Annotated in this window: 18 protein-coding genes and 5 pseudogenes; 9 read left to right on the forward strand and 14 right to left on the reverse strand. The window is 60.8% G+C overall.

Annotated features, from left to right (window positions below; genetic code table 11):
- Positions 1-134 precede the first annotated feature (134 nt).
- Entirely contained in the window at positions 135-2180 is a 2046-nt protein-coding gene (gene tkt / locus IV091_RS06205) for a transketolase (RefSeq protein WP_293466558.1), read from the reverse strand.
- A gap of 223 nt (positions 2181-2403) precedes the next feature.
- Between tkt and murU the strand changes: the two genes are divergently transcribed.
- Complete coding sequence (gene murU / locus IV091_RS06210; protein ID WP_293466559.1) at positions 2404-3150, forward strand: N-acetylmuramate alpha-1-phosphate uridylyltransferase MurU; 747 nt, start codon at positions 2404-2406, stop codon at positions 3148-3150.
- Positions 3151-3153: 3 nt separating this feature from the next.
- Positions 3154-4596 carry an aminopeptidase P N-terminal domain-containing protein gene (locus IV091_RS06215; RefSeq protein ID WP_293466561.1) on the forward strand — a complete coding sequence of 481 codons (1443 nt, stop codon included), beginning with the start codon at positions 3154-3156 and terminating at the stop codon, positions 4594-4596.
- A gap of 416 nt (positions 4597-5012) precedes the next feature.
- Here the strand turns inward: IV091_RS06215 and IV091_RS06220 are convergent, their stop codons facing one another.
- Together IV091_RS06220 and IV091_RS06225 are read right to left on the reverse strand one after the other, a co-directional pair.
- A complete protein-coding gene (locus tag IV091_RS06220; protein WP_293466563.1) occupies positions 5013-6332 on the reverse strand; it encodes an MFS transporter in 1320 nt (439 codons plus the stop codon).
- A gap of 47 nt (positions 6333-6379) precedes the next feature.
- The gene (locus tag IV091_RS06225) at positions 6380-6658 is read right to left on the reverse strand and encodes a metal-sensing transcriptional repressor (protein ID WP_293466565.1); all 279 of its coding nucleotides are present in this window, start codon (positions 6656-6658) and stop codon (positions 6380-6382) included.
- A gap of 67 nt (positions 6659-6725) precedes the next feature.
- Here IV091_RS06225 and IV091_RS06230 point away from each other — a divergent pair, with 67 nt between their 5' ends.
- The 4 genes and pseudogenes from IV091_RS06230 to IV091_RS06245 form a co-directional block, all read left to right on the forward strand.
- Positions 6726-7124 (forward strand): hypothetical protein, encoded by a 399-nt coding sequence (locus IV091_RS06230; protein ID WP_293466567.1) that lies wholly within the window; start codon positions 6726-6728, stop codon positions 7122-7124.
- Between the two features lie 134 nt (positions 7125-7258).
- Positions 7259-7933, forward strand: coding sequence for a HupE/UreJ family protein (locus IV091_RS06235; RefSeq protein WP_293466569.1), 675 nt, complete (start codon positions 7259-7261; stop codon positions 7931-7933).
- 20 nt (positions 7934-7953) lie between these two features.
- Positions 7954-8625 (forward strand): transmembrane anchor protein, encoded by a 672-nt coding sequence (locus IV091_RS06240; RefSeq protein ID WP_293466571.1) that lies wholly within the window; start codon positions 7954-7956, stop codon positions 8623-8625.
- A gap of 681 nt (positions 8626-9306) precedes the next feature.
- Positions 9307-9496: pseudogene (locus IV091_RS06245) on the forward strand (M24 family metallopeptidase); the annotation flags it as partial.
- A gap of 185 nt (positions 9497-9681) precedes the next feature.
- Here IV091_RS06245 and IV091_RS06250 read toward each other — a convergent pair.
- From IV091_RS06250 to IV091_RS06260, 3 genes and pseudogenes are all read right to left on the reverse strand, one after another.
- Positions 9682-10143, reverse strand: coding sequence for a zeta toxin family protein (locus IV091_RS06250; RefSeq protein WP_293466573.1), 462 nt, complete (start codon positions 10141-10143; stop codon positions 9682-9684).
- Positions 10144-10246: 103 nt separating this feature from the next.
- A complete protein-coding gene (locus IV091_RS06255; protein ID WP_293466575.1) occupies positions 10247-10594 on the reverse strand; it encodes a hypothetical protein in 348 nt (115 codons plus the stop codon).
- A 535-nt stretch (positions 10595-11129) separates the two neighbouring features.
- A pseudogene (locus tag IV091_RS06260) lies at positions 11130-11360 on the reverse strand (IS1595 family transposase); the annotation flags it as partial.
- Between IV091_RS06260 and IV091_RS06265 the strand changes: the two are divergent.
- Positions 11355-11537: pseudogene (locus IV091_RS06265) on the forward strand (EamA family transporter); the annotation flags it as partial. The pseudogenes IV091_RS06260 and IV091_RS06265 sit on opposite strands and share 6 nt — an antisense overlap.
- 10 nt (positions 11538-11547) lie before the next feature.
- On the opposite strand, the gene IV091_RS06270 reads toward IV091_RS06265, so the two are convergent.
- The 6 genes from IV091_RS06270 to IV091_RS06295 all read right to left on the reverse strand — a co-directional run bounded on the left by IV091_RS06270 (position 11548) and on the right by IV091_RS06295 (position 15782).
- Positions 11548-11994, reverse strand: a complete 447-nt coding sequence (locus IV091_RS06270) for a DUF305 domain-containing protein (protein WP_293466577.1) — start codon at positions 11992-11994, stop codon at positions 11548-11550.
- Positions 11991-13352: a YncE family protein gene (locus IV091_RS06275; RefSeq protein WP_293466579.1), complete on the reverse strand. Its 1362-nt coding sequence runs from the start codon at positions 13350-13352 to the stop codon at positions 11991-11993. Before IV091_RS06275 ends, IV091_RS06270 begins: the two co-directional genes overlap by 4 nt.
- 118 nt (positions 13353-13470) lie before the next feature.
- Complete coding sequence (locus tag IV091_RS06280) at positions 13471-14313, reverse strand: anti-sigma factor (protein ID WP_293466581.1); 843 nt, start codon at positions 14311-14313, stop codon at positions 13471-13473.
- 1 nt (position 14314) lies between these two features.
- The gene (locus IV091_RS06285) at positions 14315-14827 is read right to left on the reverse strand and encodes an RNA polymerase sigma factor (RefSeq protein ID WP_293466583.1); all 513 of its coding nucleotides are present in this window, start codon (positions 14825-14827) and stop codon (positions 14315-14317) included.
- Positions 14828-14872: 45 nt separating this feature from the next.
- A complete protein-coding gene (locus IV091_RS06290; protein WP_293466586.1) occupies positions 14873-15253 on the reverse strand; it encodes a hypothetical protein in 381 nt (126 codons plus the stop codon).
- A 55-nt stretch (positions 15254-15308) separates the two neighbouring features.
- On the reverse strand, positions 15309-15782 hold the full coding sequence (locus IV091_RS06295) for a nuclear transport factor 2 family protein (protein WP_293466589.1): 474 nt from the start codon (positions 15780-15782) through the stop codon (positions 15309-15311).
- 134 nt (positions 15783-15916) lie between these two features.
- Between IV091_RS06295 and IV091_RS06300 the strand changes: the two are divergent.
- Together IV091_RS06300 and IV091_RS06305 are read left to right on the forward strand one after the other, a co-directional pair.
- A pseudogene (locus tag IV091_RS06300) lies at positions 15917-16120 on the forward strand (EamA family transporter); the annotation flags it as partial.
- A gap of 380 nt (positions 16121-16500) precedes the next feature.
- The gene (locus tag IV091_RS06305) at positions 16501-17124 is read left to right on the forward strand and encodes a tyrosine-type recombinase/integrase (RefSeq protein ID WP_293466592.1); all 624 of its coding nucleotides are present in this window, start codon (positions 16501-16503) and stop codon (positions 17122-17124) included.
- Between the two features lie 154 nt (positions 17125-17278).
- On the opposite strand, the gene IV091_RS06310 is transcribed toward IV091_RS06305, so the two are convergent.
- Positions 17279-18469 carry a YbfB/YjiJ family MFS transporter gene (locus tag IV091_RS06310; RefSeq protein ID WP_293466595.1) on the reverse strand — a complete coding sequence of 397 codons (1191 nt, stop codon included), beginning with the start codon at positions 18467-18469 and terminating at the stop codon, positions 17279-17281.
- 320 nt (positions 18470-18789) lie between these two features.
- A pseudogene (locus IV091_RS06315) lies at positions 18790-19203 on the reverse strand (tyrosine-type recombinase/integrase); the annotation flags it as partial.
- Between the last annotated feature and the right edge of the window lie 138 nt (positions 19204-19341).

Below are 19341 nucleotides of genomic sequence, written 5' to 3' on the forward strand. Positions count from 1 at the left end.
TCTGAATGGCGGCGCGCAACACGTTGCGGCCAATGCGGCCGAAGCCGTTAATACCCAGTTTGATAGTCATCTGCTTTTTGCTCCAGTAAGTTAACTTGTGTCCACACCGTTCGTCAGGCCCTGCCCGAACGGCATTACTTTTTGGTCAGCACCTTGCGCACGGTGTCGGCAACGTTCTCGGGCGTGAAGCCAAAGTGCTTGAACAGCACGGCAGCCGGCGCCGATTCGCCATAGCTGTCGATGCCGACCACGGCGGCGCAGCCGTATTTCCACCAGCCGGCGGTCACACCCATTTCAACCGCAATGCGCGGAATGCCTTCGGGCAGCACTTCCGATTTGTAGGCAGGTTTTTGCAGGTCAAACGTGGTGGTGCTGGGCATGGACACGACGCGCACGGCGATCTTGTGCGTCGCCAGCAGTTCCTGCGCCTTCAGGGCCAGTTGCACCTCGGAGCCGGTGGCAATGATGACGGCCTGCGCCTTTTTCTTCATGCCGACCTCTATGGGCTCGGCCAGCACGTAAGCGCCCTTGCTGATCTGGCCCAGGTCGTCCTTGGGCGCATATGGCAGGTTCTGGCGGCTCAGCAGCAAGGCCGTGGGCTTGTGCTTGTTTTGCAGCGCCACGGCCCAGGCCACGGCGGTTTCAGCGGTGTCGCCCGGACGCCAGACGTCCAGGTTGGGAATCAGGCGCAGGCTGGCGGCGTGCTCGATCGACTGGTGCGTCGGGCCGTCTTCGCCCAAGCCGATGGAGTCGTGGGTGAACACATGCACCACGCGCAGCTTCATCAGCGCGGCCATGCGGATGGCGTTGCGGCTGTAGTCGCTGAAGGTCAGGAAGGTGCCGCCGTAGGGGATGAAGCCGCCATGCAGCGCCACGCCGTTCATGATGGCGGCCATGCCGAATTCGCGCACGCCGTAGTTGATGTGGCGCCCGCCGATCAGGCTGCCGTTGCCGGCTTCCAGCTGCACCACGTCGCCGTTGGCGTCAAAGCGCAGGTTGGGCGTGGCCTTGGTGTTGGTCAGGTTGGAGCCGGTCAGGTCGGCCGAGCCGCCCAGCAGTTCGGGCAGGCCGGCGGTGAAGGATTCCAGCGCCAGCTGCGAGGCCTTGCGGGAAGCCACGGTTTCGGCCTTGGTATGCGCGCCCACGACCGTATCGACGGCCAGCTGGGAAAAATGCTTGGGCAGATCGCCCTTCATGCGGCGCACCAGTTCGGCGGCCAGCTCGGGATAAGCGGTTTTGTAGGCCGCAAACTTCGCGTTCCATTCGGCTTCAAGCGCCAGGCCCTTGGCCTTGGCATCCCAGGCGTCGTAGCTTTCCTGGGGCACGCTGAACGGCGTGTGCGGCCAGTTGAGCGCGTCGCGCGTCAGCTGGATTTCCTCGGCGCCCAGCGGCTCGCCGTGGGCCTTGGCGGTGTTGGCGCGGTTGGGCGAGCCTTTGCCGATATGGGTCTTGCAAACGATCAGGGTCGGCTTGTCGGACGTGGCTTTTGCCGCCGCAATGGCGGCTGACACGGCCTGGGCGTCGTGGCCATCCACGGGACCCACGACGTTCCAGCCATAGGCGGTAAAGCGCATCGGCGTGTTGTCGATGAACCAGGGACCGACCTGGCCGTCGATCGAGATGCCGTTGTCGTCGTACAGCGCGATCAGCTTGCCGAGTTTCCAGGCGCCGGCCAGCGCGGCGGCCTCGTGGCTGATGCCTTCCATCAGGCAGCCGTCGCCCATGAAGACATAGGTGCTGTGGTCCACCACGGTGTGGCCTTCGCGGTTGAACTCCTTGGCCAGCAGCTTTTCAGCCAGCGCAAAGCCCACGGCATTGGTCAGGCCCTGGCCGAGCGGGCCGGTGGTGGTTTCAACGCCGGGAGTGACGTCCACTTCGGGATGGCCGGGCGTCTTGGAGCCGAACTGGCGGAAGTTCTTGAGTTCCTTGATCGGCAGCTTGTAGCCCGTGAGGTGCAGCACCGAATACAGCAGCATGGACGCATGGCCGTTGGACAGCACGAAGCGGTCGCGGTCCATCCAGTGCGGGTTCTGCGGGCTGTGCTTGAGGTGGTCGCCCCACAGGGCAACCGCCATGTCAGCCATGCCCATGGGGGCGCCGGGATGTCCCGAATTGGCTTGTTGCACAGCGTCCATTGCGAGTGCGCGTATCGCATTCGCCATCATTTCATTATTGGCCATCAAGAAAAGCTCCGGGAGGTTCGGGAATCAGGGTAATCCGCTATTTTACCGGGCGAGCGGCGGGCGGCTGTTCAGGCCCGCGTTGCGGGGCCTCGGTGCGGGCCTGTCACGGCCCTGAAAACCGGGGCGGCGGCCAATGCTCTAAAGTGCTGTTCATGCACACCACGCCACGCCCTAGCAACCTCTTTTTACGCCGCCATGGCCCAGCCCGCAAGGCGGGCGCATGAGCATCAAAGCCATGATCCTGGCGGCCGGACGCGGCGAGCGCATGCGGCCGCTGACCGACCACTGCCCCAAGCCCCTGCTGCGCGTGCGCGGCAAGGCGCTGATTGACTGGCACGCCGAGGCCCTGGCGCGCGGCGGCTTCAGCGAACTGGTCATCAACACGGCCTGGCTGGGCCCGCAAATTTCAAGCCATTTCGACCTCCAGCCCAATCAGGACGGCGCTGAGAAGCTATCCATTTCATACTCGCACGAGGGCGCTGACTTTGGCGGCGCGCTGGAAACGGCGGGCGGCATTGCGCGCGCGCTGCCGCTGCTGGGCGAGGTGTTCTGGGTGCTGGCGGGCGATGTGTTCATGCCGGGCTTCGAATTTTCTGAAGCCGCCGTCAGCCGCTTTGTGGCGGGCAGACAGCTCGCCCACCTGTGGCTGGTGCCCAACCCGGCCCACAACCCGCGCGGCGACTTCGGGCTGGGCGCTGACGGCCTGGCGCGCAACCTGGCCGCGCACGACGAAACCGAAATGCCGCGCTACACCTACAGCACCATAGGCCTGTACCGGCGCGCGTTTTTCGACGGGCTGCCCGAACTGCCGGCCGGCAACCCGCAGGGTGTCAAAGCCCCGCTGGCCCCGCTGCTGCGGGCGGCCATGGACAATCAGCGCGTCAGCGCCGAGCTGTACGAGGGGCCCTGGACCGACGTGGGCACGCCCGCCCGGCTGGACGAACTGAACCGCATCACTGAAAGCTGAACCATGCGCACTGAAACGAGCACTGCACCGGGCCCCCTGGCCCATCAAGCGATCTACGCCAAACGCCGCGCCGCGATTGGCCGCGCCCTCAAGGCGGCCGGCGGCGGCATTGCCGTGCTGCCCACCGCACCCGAGCTGCCGCGTAACCGCGACAGCGACTTTCCCTACCGCCACGACAGCTACTTTTACTACCTGACCGGCTTTACCGAACCCGGCAGCTGGCTGGTAATTGACGCCAGCGGCAAGGGCACCACCAGCACCCTGTTTTGCCGGCCCAAGGACGTGGAACGCGAAATCTGGGACGGCCTGCGCATGGGCCCGAAAGCCGCGCCCGCAGAACTCGGCGTGGACCAGGCGTTCAGCGTGGACGCGCTGGACGAAAAAATGCCGGAACTGCTGAGCAACCAGAACGCCGTGTGGTTTCCATTTGCCACCCACAAAGGCCTGGAAACCCAGGTCGACGGCTGGCTGAACAAGGTGCGCGCCCGCGTGCGCCTGGGCGCCGAATGCCCGCAAAGCCAGCACGACCTGTGCAAGCTGCTCGATGAAATGCGGCTCATCAAAGACAAGCACGAAATCGCGATCCTGCGGCGCGCCGGCAAGATTTCGGCCGGCGCCCATGTGCGCGCCATGCAGGCCTCGGCCGCGCTGCTGCACGACGCGGGCAAGGGCGCCCTGGTCAAGCTGCGCGAATACCACCTGGAGGCCGAACTGCTGCACGAATTTCGCCGCCACGGCGCGCAATTTCCGGCCTACACCAGCATCGTGGCGGCCGGCGCCAACGCCTGCATCCTGCATTACCGCGCCGGCGACACCGAACTGCAGGCCGGCCAGCTCTGCCTGATCGACGCCGGCTGCGAGCTCGACGGCTACGCCAGCGACATCACGCGCACCTTTCCGGCCAACGGCAAATTCACCCCGGCCCAGCGCACGCTCTACGACATCGTGCAGGCCGCGCAGGAAGCAGCGATTGCCGTCACCCGCCCCGGCCAGCGCTTTACCGACCCGCACGACGCCGCCACGCGCGTGCTGATTGGCGGCATGCTGGACACCGGCCTGCTCGACAAGGCCAAGCACGGCAGCATTGACGACGTGCTCGAATCCGGCGCCTACCGCCAGTTCTACATGCACCGCACCGGCCACTGGATGGGCATGGACGTGCACGACTGCGGCGACTACACCGAGCCCGGCAGCAAGCCCCGCCCGGAAAAAGACGCGCTGGGCCAGACAGTCATGAAAAAGCCCGCACGCATCCTGCGACCCGGCATGGTGCTGACGATAGAGCCCGGCATTTATGTGCGCCCGGCCAAGGGCGTGCCCAAACAGTTCTGGAACATTGGCATCCGGATTGAAGACGACGCGCTGGTCACGGCCACCGGATGCGAGTTGCTGACGCGCGGCGTGCCGGTGAGAGCCGATGAAATTCAGGCCCTGATGCGGGGGTAGCGCCCGGCGGTTAAGCCGCATGCTGCCAATGAAAACCGCGCATCGGTGCGCGGGAACCAAAGACGAAATGCAAAACGCGGCGGCGGTGCTTGCCACGGGATACAGTGGCTGGTTCAGACTGAAGGCGGTAGCAGCAGTTCGCGATCAGTGTTCTCGTTACCGGTCATTGAACCGTGTGTGTCGCTTGGAACCACCGAGCCAAGAAATGCCGATTTCCTTGGCTGCTGACTTCAACAGACACATAAGAGTCGTACACGACAGTCAGCTTTCCCGGAGGTCGATCTTTTGTCGCTACTTATTCACCATAGCCCATAGCCTTAGGCAGCTACTCGCGAAGCAAGTCACGCTTGCACGTACAAGCGATGCGGTGGGGAACCAGTTGTCTGACAGTCCTGTGCGCCCCCGGAGTTCCGACATCAACCACCCAACCTGGGCCAGCTTGGGTGGTTGTCATCGACCACGAAAGGGTGCGAATGACGTACGCCATGGCTGGTTGCGCCAGCGCCATGGGGATGCCCGGGTGGCAATTCTGTGTGTTCGTGCTCGATCACCTCTGGATCCTGGGACGGCCAGACCATCGAGGTGACCCAGACGGCCAATGCGCCAGCACTGCCCAGGATCGCAAACGTCACGGGCATGCCATAGCGAGCGCCGAGCCAGCCGGCCAAGGGATAGAACAACAACCAGCAGGCATGCGACAGCGCGAACTGTGCGGCAAACAGCGCAGGGCGATCCTCTGGGTTAGAGGATCGCCGCAACAAGCGCCCGGAGGGTGTCTGGGCTGTGGAGTAACCCAAGCCGAGCACGAACCACAAGGCCATCAGCGAGGCATGTCCGACCACGAAGGTACCAGCGAACATGCCTGCGACCAGCAACCCGATGCCGCCCAACATCACGCGGCGGTCAGCCAGTTTCTCCAACAGGCGTGGCAAGACCAGTGCAGCCACCATGGAGCCCGCGCCGAAACTGGCCAACGCCAAGGCTACCGCGCTCTGGGTCAGCCCCAACCCGGCCTGCACGATGACCACCGTGTTGACAAAAACCATGGAGCCTGCCGCTGCCACGGCAGCATTGACGGCCAGCAGCCCGCGCAACCGGGGTGTGGCCAGGTAGATTCGCAGCCCGCGCGTAGTTCGATCATAGATACCGCGACGCTGCGGCGCTGGATGCGCCGGCAGGACCACCGACACCACCAACGCAGCCGACGCCAGGAATCCCACCACCGTGCCGGCAAAGAGATCGTGAAAACCAATCACCGTGAGCAAAGCAGCAGCCAACATCGGACTGACAAGGCTCTCCATGTCGTACGCAAGGCGTGAGAGCGATAAGGCCTTGGTGTAGTCCTTTTCTTGCGGCAGCACGTCGGGGATGGTGGCCTGGAAGGTGGGCGTGAAGGCAGCCGACGCCGCCTGCAGCACAAAGATCAGCACGTACACCTCCCAGATCTGAGAGACAAACGGCAGCACCAGGGCAACACCCGCACGCACCAGGTCCAGCGTGACCAGCATGGTGCGCCTGGGCAGGCGCTCGGCAAATGCCGCTGCGACCGGCGCCACGCCAACATACGCGACCATCTTGATGGCCAGCGCCGTGCCCAGCACCATTCCCGCGTTGTTGCCGGCAAGGTCGAAGGCCAGCAGCCCCAGCGCCACCGTCGCCAGCCCGGTTCCGATCAAGGCAATCACCTGAGCGGCGAACAAATGGCGGTAGGTGCGGTTGGCAAGAATGTTTAGCATGTTGTGGCTCAGGGTCGAAGCGCTTAGGAGTATTGGGAGCCAGTGGCTCAGAGGTAGCGTGTGATTTCTCTGAACTCGTCCATGGAGTGGCTCTGGCCGACACCCAGGGGACCCACGAGATCTTCAAGACAGTGATCCAGATGGTCCTGAATCAGGGCTTTCTTGGCTTGCTGAATCGCTTTTTCCACCGCCTGCAGCTGCTGCGCGACGTCGAGGCAGGTTCGTCCCTGCTCCAGCATTTCTATCGTGCTGCTCAGGTGTCCGCTGGCTCTGCGCAGGCGTTTGATGATGGCTGGATGGGATGCATGTGTATGCGGTTGTGTCATGGCTGATCATATCCCCTCGGGGAGGTTACTATAATCCCTCCACTGATATTGAACGCAACAACTCCCAATGACCCAGCACCTCTCATACGCCTTGCGCCCTAACCGGGCAGCGCTGGGCATGCGATGGCTGGTTCTGGTGGTGATCATGGTCGGAACGATCATCTCTTCGATCGGGGGCACGAGTTCCCATGGCCTTGCAGCCTTCCCGGCAGCGCTTCACGTCACTGGGTTTTCCTCCGACGAGTCGCACGAACATGCGCATGAGGATGAAGGTATGGGATTGTTGACTCAGAGTGCAAGTGCCGACCACCCCCACCACGGGGCGGATCACTCGCACGACAAAGCCCACACATTGCCCGTTGCATGGAGTTCTGCAGCACCGCAGCTTCCCGGCTGGTTCGGGCTCGTGCGGCCTTGGATTGAAATGGTTCAGGCGTCCCGGCTGGAACGCCCGCCCATGGGCTGAGACCCTTCTCGCACTCGCCCTCGCGCTGCTCCATGCAGCGCTTCCATTTCTTTCAGACTATCGGAGTCTCCATGCACAGCTATGTTCACGACAGGCTGCCACGTTCGCCATGGGCGATCTGGCAATCCCGTCTCTTGCTACTTTCAGCATTCTTCATCTGCCTTTTCCTGGGTAGCACAGAGGCATTTGCCCACGCCGTCACCGAAGGCGACAAGGGCTACATCCAGGAGATCTCGGGCGTCAATCTGCTGCCCTTCATGTACCTGGGCGCCAAACACATGATGACGGGCTACGACCACATCCTGTTCCTCTTCGGGGTGATCTTCTTCCTCTACCGAATCCAGCACATCGGTATCTACGTGAGCCTGTTTGCGTTGGGTCACTCCACCACCATGATCCTGGGCGTGTACTTCAACGTCGGGATCAACAGCTACCTGATCGACGCGATCATTGGTCTGTCTGTGGTCTACAAGGCCCTGGACAACATCGGTGCGTTCCAGCGATGGTTGGGGTTCCAGCCCAATACCAAGATCGCGACTCTGGTGTTTGGCCTGTTCCACGGCTTCGGTCTGGCCACCAAGATCCGTGAGTACGAGATCTCACCCGATGGACTGGTGCCTAACCTGCTCGCCTTCAACGTGGGCGTTGAAATCGGCCAGCTACTGGCATTGACGGTCATCCTGATCGGTATGAGCTACTGGCGCCGCACGCCCAGTTTCGTGCGCAACGCCTATACCGCCAACGTCGCCATGATGAGCGCGGGCTTCATTCTGGTGGGCATGCAGCTCACCGGCTACTTCGTGTCCTGAACACCCAAGGAATATTCAACATGTACAACAGCGATACCCCTTTGCGCGCCGAACTGCCAACTTCCAAGCAGCTTTTGCGCTCCACCATCCTGGCCGCCATTTCGGCGCTGGTCCTCCTGGTTGCCGTCGTGCTTCCGGCTGAATACGGCATCGATCCCACCGGCGTCGGTCGAGTCCTGCGCATGACTGAAATGGGCGACGTCAAGCAACAGCTGGCGGCAGAGGCTGCGGCCGATGCTGCCGCTGCGGCGCCGGCAGCCCAGTCGCCCACCACTGGAATGGCTGGCATGGCTGTAGCCAATGCGGCAGAACCTCCAGCAAAGGCTGCAGTGGCTGCTGCCCCGAAGGAGCCGGCTAAGGCTGCGACGCCCAAGATTGAATGGCGCGACGAGATGCCTGTCACTCTGACTCCAGGAGAAGGAACGGAAATCAAACTGAAGATGGTTGAAGGCGCAAAGGCCCAATACGCTTGGGTGGTCGAGGGCGGTGAAGTCAACTTCGACACCCACGGTGATGCACCGGGCAAGTCGATCAGCTACGAAAAAGGTCGCGGAGTTTCTTCCGATGAAGGCGTGCTTGAGGCCGCGTTCACTGGCAATCACGGCTGGTACTGGCGCAACAGGGGCAAGTCCAACGTGAAGGTCATTCTGCGGACCCGTGGCGACTACACCGAAATCAAAAAAATGAAGTAGATGAAGGGCGCTGCAATACCAATTGCAGCGCATTTTCACGGCACTCGATCTGATACACCTCTCAAATGAACATCCAAATGAAAACGCTAAAAACTCTCGGCAGCACTTCTTTGACAATCTGTTTCCTGGCTACGCTCAGCGGATGCGAAAAAACCGGCCCCAACGACAATGGCTGCGAATCTGGCCACGGACACCGCCACGAATGAGGGTGTACCCCTTTGGTTGAAATCACGGCAATACAGCTGACAGTTGGGCTACTGGCACCAATGTCAGGTATCGGGCGGGCAGTTTGATTTCCAGTAGACCCGCTTTCGCTGCTCAGGAGCCGGCAAGCCGGTAAAAGTGGTTTCCGGGTTCCACGGTCAGCTTGTTGAACTCTAGGGCAGAAATCGAATGGCCACTTTACTCAAGCGTGAGCACCCGCTTTGGGCACTGACGCGAAGTTCACGAGCAGCTTCTGACAGGCAAGGCGTTGGACTGCCAGAAAGCTGCCGGTAGCGAATACCCCTCTTCCGCTGCAAAGCGGTCCTATGAATTCGCCTTTTTACTCAGCCCAAGACCGCTCGATCCAGCGTTTTTTCAACCCCCCTCCCACACCTATTCCACTGGCTGAACGCTTCTTCAAAAACCGGGTCGCCCGACAAATCGCTGTACGCGAACTGCAGCCGCTGCCCCGGCCACGGCATGGTGCTGACGATAGAGCCCGGCATTTATGTGCGCGCGGCCAAGGGCGTGCCCAAGCCGTTCTGGAACATTGGCATCCGGATTGAAGACGACGCGCTGGTCACGGCCACCGGCCACCGGCTGCGAGCTGCTGACGCGCGGCGTGCCGGTCACGGCCGATGAGATTGAGGCCCTGATGCGGGGGTGATCGAACACGCGCCACAGGGTTGCGCCAGCGCTGCCCTTTCCGCATCAAGGTCAGACAGGCAATCAGCCGCCTGTCACTGAACATCAAGCGCATTGACGCACAGCATGAAGAACCTGACCGGCAGGCCTTGCCGCCGGACGAACAGGCCAAGGCAAGCGTTAGTTAAACCAACGATTGTGGAGAAACTATTCGGTCGCCAGCAGCATCGCCGCCCAACGCGGCAACTTGCTAGCCAGCAGAGTGGTTTGCTCTTTCTCGCACAAGGCCACCAGTAAGTGCGCTCCTTGCTCTACTTCGGCGGCATCGTAGACAAAGGCAAGATCGGCAAGCCGCACGGCTTGCTTGAGGTTGGCCATGGTGCGCGGGTAGCGCTCAAGGATGCGGCTGGCCGGAACGTTGTGGCCGCCTTCCTGAACGCGCTGGCTGACACGCGTTAACAGGCGCTGCGGGTCCCCCACGGACACGACGTAGAGGACCACCTGATAGCCCAGCGATTGCGCATGGCGGATAAGGCTGAGTTTTGATTCGTGCGAGAAAACGGTCTCGCTGACAAATCCGGCTCTGGCATTGAGCAATGCCGCCCGCCGCGCATCAGCCCATTCGCGCGCAGCGTCGGAGCGCTTCTGCAAATCAGCGATGTGCTGCAAATGGCTACGCGCATACAAGTCAGCGTTCACAAACTCCAGTGGCGGTAGAGCGTCGATTTCCCAGCGCCGTTGGGTCCGGCCAGAAGATGAAAAATCGGCTGATTCAAGCTGCAGCCCGTTGCACGGCCTGCTGGCGGTTCTCTTCAACAATGGTGCGGATATGGGCTTGCAAAACCCCGTTGGTGCTGGCCGCGAGCACCCGCATCTTGAGCGCCTCCAGCGCGTCGGGCGCTTCTTCGCGCGCCTGCTTTGCCGCCGCTTCATACTTTTGAATCGCCGCCTGCGCCTCCTGCGCCGTCAGGCCGGAATGCTCGACGATGCGGCCCAGCGTGGCCCAGTATTCAACCTGGCCGGCGACGGAGCGGCGCAGCGGCTGGGCCGCTTCGCGCGCTTGCTGCACCAGGGCGGCGGGAAGTTTGACGGATGAAAAACCGGTGGGTGATGCGGGCATGATGAATCTCCTGATTGGCGCATTTTGCGCCAATCAGGGCGGCGATGCAAAACAGCCCCCTAACAGCCTCACGGATTTTCTGGATGCGTAGCCAGCGCGAACGCAAGCCGCTTGTGCTTTCCGAGAAGCTTTCTGGAGCCAGATTGACAGTCAAATCAGGCTTTAGCTCAATACTGGCGAGCGCAAGATGCTATTAATTTTATTAAATTTGTGCGTCGGAAGGCGCCGGATTGGACAACGCTTCGTCGCAAGTAGCTGCCGGCGGTCAAGCCGCATGCTGCCGCTGAAGACCGCGCATCAGCACGCGGGAACCGTAGACGAAAGACAAAACGCGGCGGCGGTGCTTGCCACGAGATACAGTGGCTGGATTAGACTGGAAGCGGGTCTACAACTATCGAAACTGCTTGCCCTGAACCGGACACTGAAAGTTGCGGCCTGGTTGTCGGCAATGTGGTGATAACTTCAAGAACCCCTGCACCCACTGCCGAGCAAGACCAGTCATTGCAACTGGCATTTCGTAAGCCTTTTGAAATGGCTATGTCACCTTTGAGTGTGGAAAGATGCCGAGAGAAGCCAGCAACAAGGCTTCCGGGGTGGGTAGACGGTGAGTGTCCAAGGTACGTCGCCAGCCGAGATAGTTCGGCAGGTAATGGGTGGCAACGCCGTGAAAGCGGGCGAGCCAGCGGTGCAGGCGACTGTCATAGACGTTGACGTTCTGCACGTGAAACGCCCCTTTGACGCGAACACCCGCGGACAGACCTACCGATGCTTGGGCATGGGCGTGCAGCGCGTCGGACCCGCCATTGCCGGTTTTTTTCTCTAACCTCACCCCGCTGTTTGCTGCCTTGCTGTCAGCGGCTTTTTTGGGTGAGTTGCCGCATCTTTATCATGCGGTGGCGTTTGTGCTTATTGTGAGGGGATTGTGGTGTCGGCGCGGCGGTGAAGCAAAGCGGTCAGTCCCCGCGGGTACCGCCAAGCGCCGGGAACTCCGGCGTGCGGCTGCCGGATGAAGGCTGGCGTAGTGCGGCGAGTCGCCGCGTCATGCTTTCTATTTCGATGGTTTGACCGGCAATGATCTCTTCAGCCAACTGGCGGGTTGCCGGGTCGCGGCCATGCTTCAACACCAGCCGCGCCATGTCGACCGCACCCGCATGATGCGGAATCATCATCGCCAAAAAATCCACATCGGCGTTGCCGCTGTAGCCCGGCGCGTGCATGTCTTGCATCATGCGCGCCATGCCGGCATCCATATCGTTTTGAAACCCAGGCGCCGCGCTGGCCTGCCTTCCGGCATGGTCATGGACGTGGGCCGGCTGCGCCATGGGGCTGCTCGTCAGCACGGCCCAGGCGATCGCCAAGCCGAGCGTGAGTCCTGACCGCATCTTGCGGGTGGACCTCATGCAGTTTGCCCCTTCACACCGGGCCGCACGTACACCAGATTAATGCTCTTCTTGTTGCGCAGCCCGCCCGACGGCAGGTTCAGGTTACCCAGGGGAATTTGCGCGATGAAGTCCGGCTTGAACGGGTCGCTGACGTCGAAGGCACTGCACACCGTCTGGCCGGCGTTGGCCGTGCCAGGCAATTCGTCCTGTTCATGCGCCACATACAGCAAGGTATTTTCCGGATTGGTCCACAGGCCATGTGATTCGCGGCCATGACTGAAAAAGCTGCCGACCCTCTTGCGTTCGCCGGTTTTTGCGCTGCGGTCAATGATTGCAATCTGGCTAGACGCCACGCCACCGGGGCCGCTGTCGTCCACCCGGGCCAGGCTGACATAAACCACACTGCCCTTGGCATTGGCAACAAACTCCACATGGTTGGGCCGCCCCATATTGCCCAGCGACACGTTGTCGAGCAGATCGAACCCCTCGCGTGTCGAGCGGCACGACACCGCGTCGGCCAGTTTGTGGGAGAGCCAGACCTCCTTGCCGTCGGGCGTGGTCTTCATGAAGGGCGTGAAGCCCAGCTTGTCCTGCGCGCTGATGTCGAGCGTGGTCAGGCGCTGCGGGTGCGAATGGCCGTCGGCACCAAGGTTGACGCGAAACACATCCACCTTGGACACCTTCTGGCTGGCAACATAGGCCAGCGTGCCTTCACGGTTAAACCAGACCTGCGCCGGACCATTCAGCGTGGGCAGGAACTGGCGCACCGACAACACGTCCGAACCTCGCAACTGCCGTAGTGCACGGTCAACATCCAGGATGGCGATGCGATCTTCACCGCGCAAGGTGACCCAGAGCTCTTTGCCGTTTCGGCTGAAAGTGGGCTCATGGGGCTCGCGTCCCAGCAGGATGCCGCTGGACAGGCGTTCGGGATTGGTGCTGGGCCCGGCGGCCGGGTTGGGCGTATTGCCGATCACGCGTTTTTCCACCGCATCGATCAAGTAAATATTGCTGGAACCACGCCCGCTCGTGGCCAGCAATCGACCATCCGGAGACGGTACGGCGCCATGGGCGTCAATGCATCCATGGTACAGGGGCTTGTGAATCATGGCCGCATGGGTGGGTGCGATGCCGGCGGTGATGTACCGAAACGGGGGGCGCGCATCTTCATCAAAGCTGGTCAGGTTGATGGTGGTCTCTACCGTGTTGCTGCGTGGATCGATAACAACCACTGTGTTGGAGTCTTCGTTGGTGATGAAGACGCGGTCGCGGGGATCAATCCCGGCCGTGGCGTTTTGGGCAAAGCTTGTTGGCAGTGCCGCGGCAGCCGCTGCCGCAGCGGTGTATTTAAGAATATCTCGGCGATCTGTGTTCATGCAGGTTTCCTGGAAAGTTTGCGTAAATGGAAAAGGGAGATGACCCCAGGTCAAAGGATCACAAAGAGTCGCTTGGCGGCGACAGGGGCGGCTGGTGCAATCGGCCCCCACCGAATGCTCACATCAGGCTGAGCTGTCGATAGACTTCCTTCGACACACGCATCAGCTCATCGCGGTCCGAGCCACCGGAAATGGCGTAGCCAAAATTCTTGTCCATCCAGTAAAAAACATTGACAGGACCATCCTGTCCAAACCGGAAAGCGGTTTCTGGCTGGCCTGACGACCTGGGCACTTCGCGGGTCACATACAAGGTGAGCCGCTGACCCGTGGTGTCGTGGTACATGAATTGCGCCACGGGTCCCGTATCGCCAGGCAGCAAGCGACCGCCGATCAGCTCGTAGCCCACGGTCTTGAGACTCGGTGGCTTCACCTCGGTGCCCAGACGCTTGGACAACCAGGTCACAAGCTGCTGCTCCTGGTCTGCTCCCACCTCCACAGGACGCCGGATGTCAGGGCTATAGACCACGTGGGCCACAGCCGCCCGGCGGGCAAAACCGGTCAGATCTCCGCCCTTGTAGGCCAAAACAGGGCGGGTTGTCATAGACGCGAGTTGCGCTGCATTTCCATCGAGCAAGCCGCGTGCAAACCAGGCAGAGCTGGCGCTTACCACGGCAATGGCAACACCCGCAGCCAGACCGCGCCAAGGCCACACCATGGCCTCAGGCCGCAGCGGCAAGCGCAATGGCAAGGGCTCGTCGAGTACCGGATTGAGAAAATTGCGCAGCGACTCGTTTTGCTTTTGCCAGTCCTGGACGCGGCGACGTTCGTCCGGCCGGGTGCTCAGAAATCGTTCAACGTCGGCCCGTCGCGCCGCAGCCAATTGCTGGTCGGCATAGGCATGTAGATCCGCTTCGGTGATCGGGGTTACGCCGGTGGGGGGTGTCAGTTTGATTTTTTCCATGTCATTTCACGCGCTGAAGCCTGCAGCTCACTTCGCGTCCTTCCAGTTCGACCCTCAGGCGCTCACGTGCCCGCGATAGCCGCGACATAACGGTGCCAATAGGCGCGCCAACAACGCTGGCAACTTCCTGGTAGCTCATTTCTTCAACGCCGACGAGCAGCAGCACTTCTCGTTGTTCAGGGGGAAGGCGTTGCAGCACTCGGTCGAGATCACGCACTTCCAGCCGATCTGCTTGCGTCGCTCGGTCGGGTAACTCGGGAAGTTCATCCCCTGCGGCCTCCTCTGGTGTGCTGCGTTGGGAGCGCACCCGGTCAATGAACAGGTTGTGCATGATGCCAAACATCCATGCCCGAACCTCACCACGCCGCTGCCACGATGCAAATTGCCTCCAGGCGCGCTCCAGCGTGTCCTGCACCAGGTCGTCGGCACGCTCCCGGTCAGAGACCAGCCCGCGCCCATAGCGGCGCAGGCTGGGAATGCAGGCAACGATGTCCGCTTCGTCTTGGGCGCGCATGCAATGGGGCTAACTTGATTTGACAATGTTCAAACAATGCCTGACTCAGGGCCGGATGACGTGCCAGACGTTCTTGAAGTTGTCACCGCTGCGGTCACCCGCTTTGGTGTCCGGCGCGTAGAGGTAAATCGGCTTGCCTTTGTAGGCCCACTGCCTGGCACCGTCGTCACGTGTCAACACCGTCAGTTCACCTTCAGGCTTGGCATCGGCGCTGGCCACCACTGGCGGCCACAGGGCTGCACAGGGCCCGTTGCAAACGCTCTTGCCACTGCCCGCCACATCGTTGTCAAACGTATAAATCGTCCTGCCGGCAGTCGTGGCCATCACACCGTCCGATGCCTTGATCGGGGACTCAGCCTGGGACAGCGGTGCAAACAGTGCAGCGGCGCAAGAAATCATGAAGGCCGGAAACAGGTGAGTTTTCATGGAAAGCTTCAATAAACAGTTAAGGAATATCTCCGGGTCGTGGATCACGCTGCCATCAATAGGTGGCTGATTTCGCCGGGGCCAGCGCAGCGGCTTGAGGCGCCGCACCAGCCACCACCAACTTGGGGTCGATTTGCCACGTTTCAGAAACAATCATGTTGTCACGATATACAAGGACGTAGCGAACCTTGATGGGAGCTTTACCTTCAAATTGAACATTGGCCGTCACTGTCGAACCGTTGATGTTCGCCGACTCTTCGAGCTTGTCAACCGTCAGCTTCAGTGCGCCTTGCGACTTGGTAAATTTTTCCCAAATGCCGCGAATAGGGGCCACGCCGGCATAGTTTCCATCAAGCGGGCCGCCGAGCCACTGGAACTGGGCATTATCCTTGTAGCCGCGCATCAGCACCTGCACGTCACCACTGGCGATGGCCTGAAAGTGAGTGGTGGCGTCATTGCTGGCCTGGCCGGCGTGGGAGGTAGCGATCAGGCCGAGAGCGAGAGCTGCAGCGAGAGCAAAGCGTTTCATGGTGCGTCCTTGATGATGAAGGTGTGGGGTAGACAACTGAATAGACGGAGCTGCCCCACCCTTTATTCCCGGACTTCGTGAAATTCTGAAAAAATTTCTTGCATCGGGCTGAAATCTGTTCGACGAGTCCGCCCATGGGCCCGGCCATCCTGGCCTACCGCTGCTGGGGCGTAGGCGTGTAGCGCGTCGATGCCGCGATTGCCGGTTTTTTCTCCAACCTCACACCGCTGTTTGCGGCCTTGCTGTCAGCGGCTTTTCTGGGTGAGTTGCCGCATCTTTATCATGCGGTGGCGTTTGTGCAGATTGTGGGAGGGACTGTGGTTTCGGCGCCGCGGTGAATTACTTGGCGAAAGGGCTGGTACACCATTGTTGCTCGCATGGGACGCCATCATGATTGCCGTCCAGAGTCAGGCCGCAGCGCGCAGCGCAGCTACTCGCCTGCGAAATCGACAATCCATCACTACGCTCCCTCGTCGGGCGTTGAATCCTGGTGATGAAGTTTCAGATGAACTGGATTGCAAAGTCTTACAGCAATAGTTGACTATCGGTATCCTGCATCCTTCAATGCATTCCGCCCGCCAGACCGCTATCACCTATGGCCGCTTTGGGCACGTTGCGGCAGGTGGCCAACGTCCGCATTTCTGCCGCAGAAAACTTTGCTTGCGCTTCCCGACGATCAGCCCACAGTGAGACTCCCTCAATCAACAAGGAGTCCGCCATGGAAAACACAACAGACCACGAACAACACGCCCCCTGGAACAAGGGCGTGATCGTCGGGCAAAAATCTCCGTTCAAATTGAAGGAAATTTGGGCCATTCGGGTCCGCCTTCAACTTCAACACCGCGTGCGTGAACTCGCCATGTTCGACTTGGGATTGGACAGTAAACTGCGGGCCTGTGACCTGGTAAAAATGCGAGTGCGCGACATCTGCCATGGCGAACACGTATCGCCCCGAGCAACCGTGCTGCAACAAAAGACCTCGCGACCCGTCCAGTTCGAAATTACCCTACAGACCCGTGATGCAGTCAGCGATTGGATCAAAGAGGCCAAACTCGGGCAGGACGATTATTTGTTTCCCAGCCGTCTCCATGAGTCACCTCATATCGGAACCCGCCAATACGCAAGAATTGTGGACTCTTGGGTCACAGAGATCGGGCTAAATCCGTCCGAATACGGAACCCATTCAATGCGGCGGACCAAAGCTTCCTTGATCTACCGCCGGACGAAGAACCTGCGGGCGGTACAACTGCTTCTCGGTCACACCAAATTGGAGAGCACCGTGCGCTACCTCGGCATTGAGGTGGATGATGCCTTAGAAATGGCGGAGCAAACAGAGATTTGATCGGCGGTGGGTGTCCCGCAACAAAGAAGTAGTTGTTTGCTGGGCGTCCAGAAAGAGACTGTAGGCGGCCGTCGGGTTACGCTGCATCGCCGAGGCACACCCCGCTCCATGGCAGACCTTCAATTTGAATGACTGCCATGGAGAAAGTTGACCGTCAGCCCCAGGCTGGACGCCGACTTTCGCGCCGCTCCACCACCTTGAGCACGAACAGCAGTCCGACGCCCAGCACCATGACACAGGCCGCCACATACAGACCAGCGTTGTAATTGCCAGACTGCGCCCCAATCATGCCGGTGATGGCCGGGCCTATGATTTGTGCAACACCATACGAAAGCGTCATCTTGCCCATCATCTTGGCGGGCATGGTTGGGTAGTAGCGCCCGGCCATGCTCAGCACCAGGCTGACCATGCCGATGAAGGTGCCGCCAAACAGCAAGGCACCCATCATGGCGGCCCACGGACCAGGCACCAGGACCGGCAACAAAATGCCTGCTACCTGCAGCACGGCGGCCAAAATTAGCGCGTTCAAGTCACCGGTGCGACGCGCGATTAAATCCCAGGTGATGCAGGCTGGTGCCGCCCCGATGCCAATGGCCAAAAACGCCAGATTGCCCCACCCGGCCAAGCCAGGCAAATGGTTCACGATGGCCACGATAAAGGTCACGCTCACCACATAGCCAAAGCCGGCGCAAAAATATGCCGCCATGAACACACGCAAATACAAGGGGCTCGGAGGCTTGTCTTGCAGCTTCTGGCCGCTTTTGGTGAGGCCACTGTTGTCTGGCGGGGGTAACCAGCGTAGCGCAGGCACAAGCAGCACGCAGCCCACAGCAGTAAACGCAAACCATTGCTCGCGCCAGTCGAGCCCGGGCGTGAACAGCATCACCGCACCAGCACAACCCGCAATGCCCAGCCCAAGGCCGGAAAAGTGGATGCCCATCTCGCTGCGGTGGTTGTGGCGGATGAGCCAGTTCATGATGAGCCCGGTGCCCAGCAGCATGGCCGCTGCACTGGTCAGTCCCGCCACATAACGCGACAGCGCCCACACCACCACGTTCGTGCTCAAGCCCATCACCAGCGTGCTGACGATAGCCAGCACCATGCCGATGCGGTAAAGCCGATCTTTGAGCACCAGGCTGTTGATACGTGATGCAATCAGCGCACCGCTCAAATAGCCCGCGTAGTTAATGGCTGCCAGCCAACCGGCTGCGGCCACACCCAGGCCGGCTTGTTGTTGCATCAGTGGCAGTAGCGGAGTGTAGGCAAAACGGGCTACGCCCAGCGCCAGGATCAAGCTGGAAATGCCGGCACTGAGCACCTTGAGGCGGGTGACGTGGTGAGTCATGGACGATCTTGGCTTGGAGTTAAGTGGGTAAGCGTCGCAAATGTAACGAATTTTTCTTCGGTAACCAGGCTGCACTGGTCATTTTTGGCCAGTAACGCGCATCAGCGAAATAGGGATGAACGACTCCTTTCGAAAAAATTGGGAAGCCGCCGAAAAGTGCCACCGAGCCCGCCGTGTAAAGGGTCTTGACTCAGTGTGGACCTGTCCCTCGGCCTGAAGAGGTTGTCACTCCCGAGTCAACGGCTCTTGCAGACTGGGTGCAGTCACTTGGTTTCGGAGCGCCAATGTCTGCTGCCACCACGAGCGGTCGTACGCCCGCGTCACCGCAAGGCAGACATGCCCCCCGCCATCGAATCCAGTGGACTGACCGTCTGACGCGAGGCATCCTTGAGCACATGTGTGTAAATCATCGTCGTGCTTACATCACTGTGTCCCAGGAGCTCCTGCACCGTACGGATATCGGTCCCGCCCTGCAAGAGTTGCGTCGCACAGATGTACCGCAGCGTATGCACCGTGGCATGCTTGAGGATGCCCGCCTGACTCAAGGCAAGCTTCAGAGCTCGCGATAAGCGCTGCTCGTACAAATGATGCCGACCCTCAATCCCACTGCGTGGATCCGTCGAAATTACCGGTGAGGGAAACACCCAGTGCCATGCCCAGGTCTGGTCGGCCATCGGCTACTTGGCATCCAAAGCGTGAGGCATATACACCCCGGGCCGCTGAACCGCGCGATTGGACCTGCGCGAAAAGCCGCGCAGGCCGGTTAGCTCCACGTTAGGCCGCACGAGCAGCAGTCGTTACACACCGCGCGTCCGCTCTAGCGTGGACATCTGGCTGGCCTTCACGGCATTGCTCGCGGTTGCGGGCTTTCT

This window comes from Polaromonas sp., assembly GCF_018780625.1.
Classification (GTDB): domain Bacteria; phylum Pseudomonadota; class Gammaproteobacteria; order Burkholderiales; family Burkholderiaceae_C; genus Polaromonas.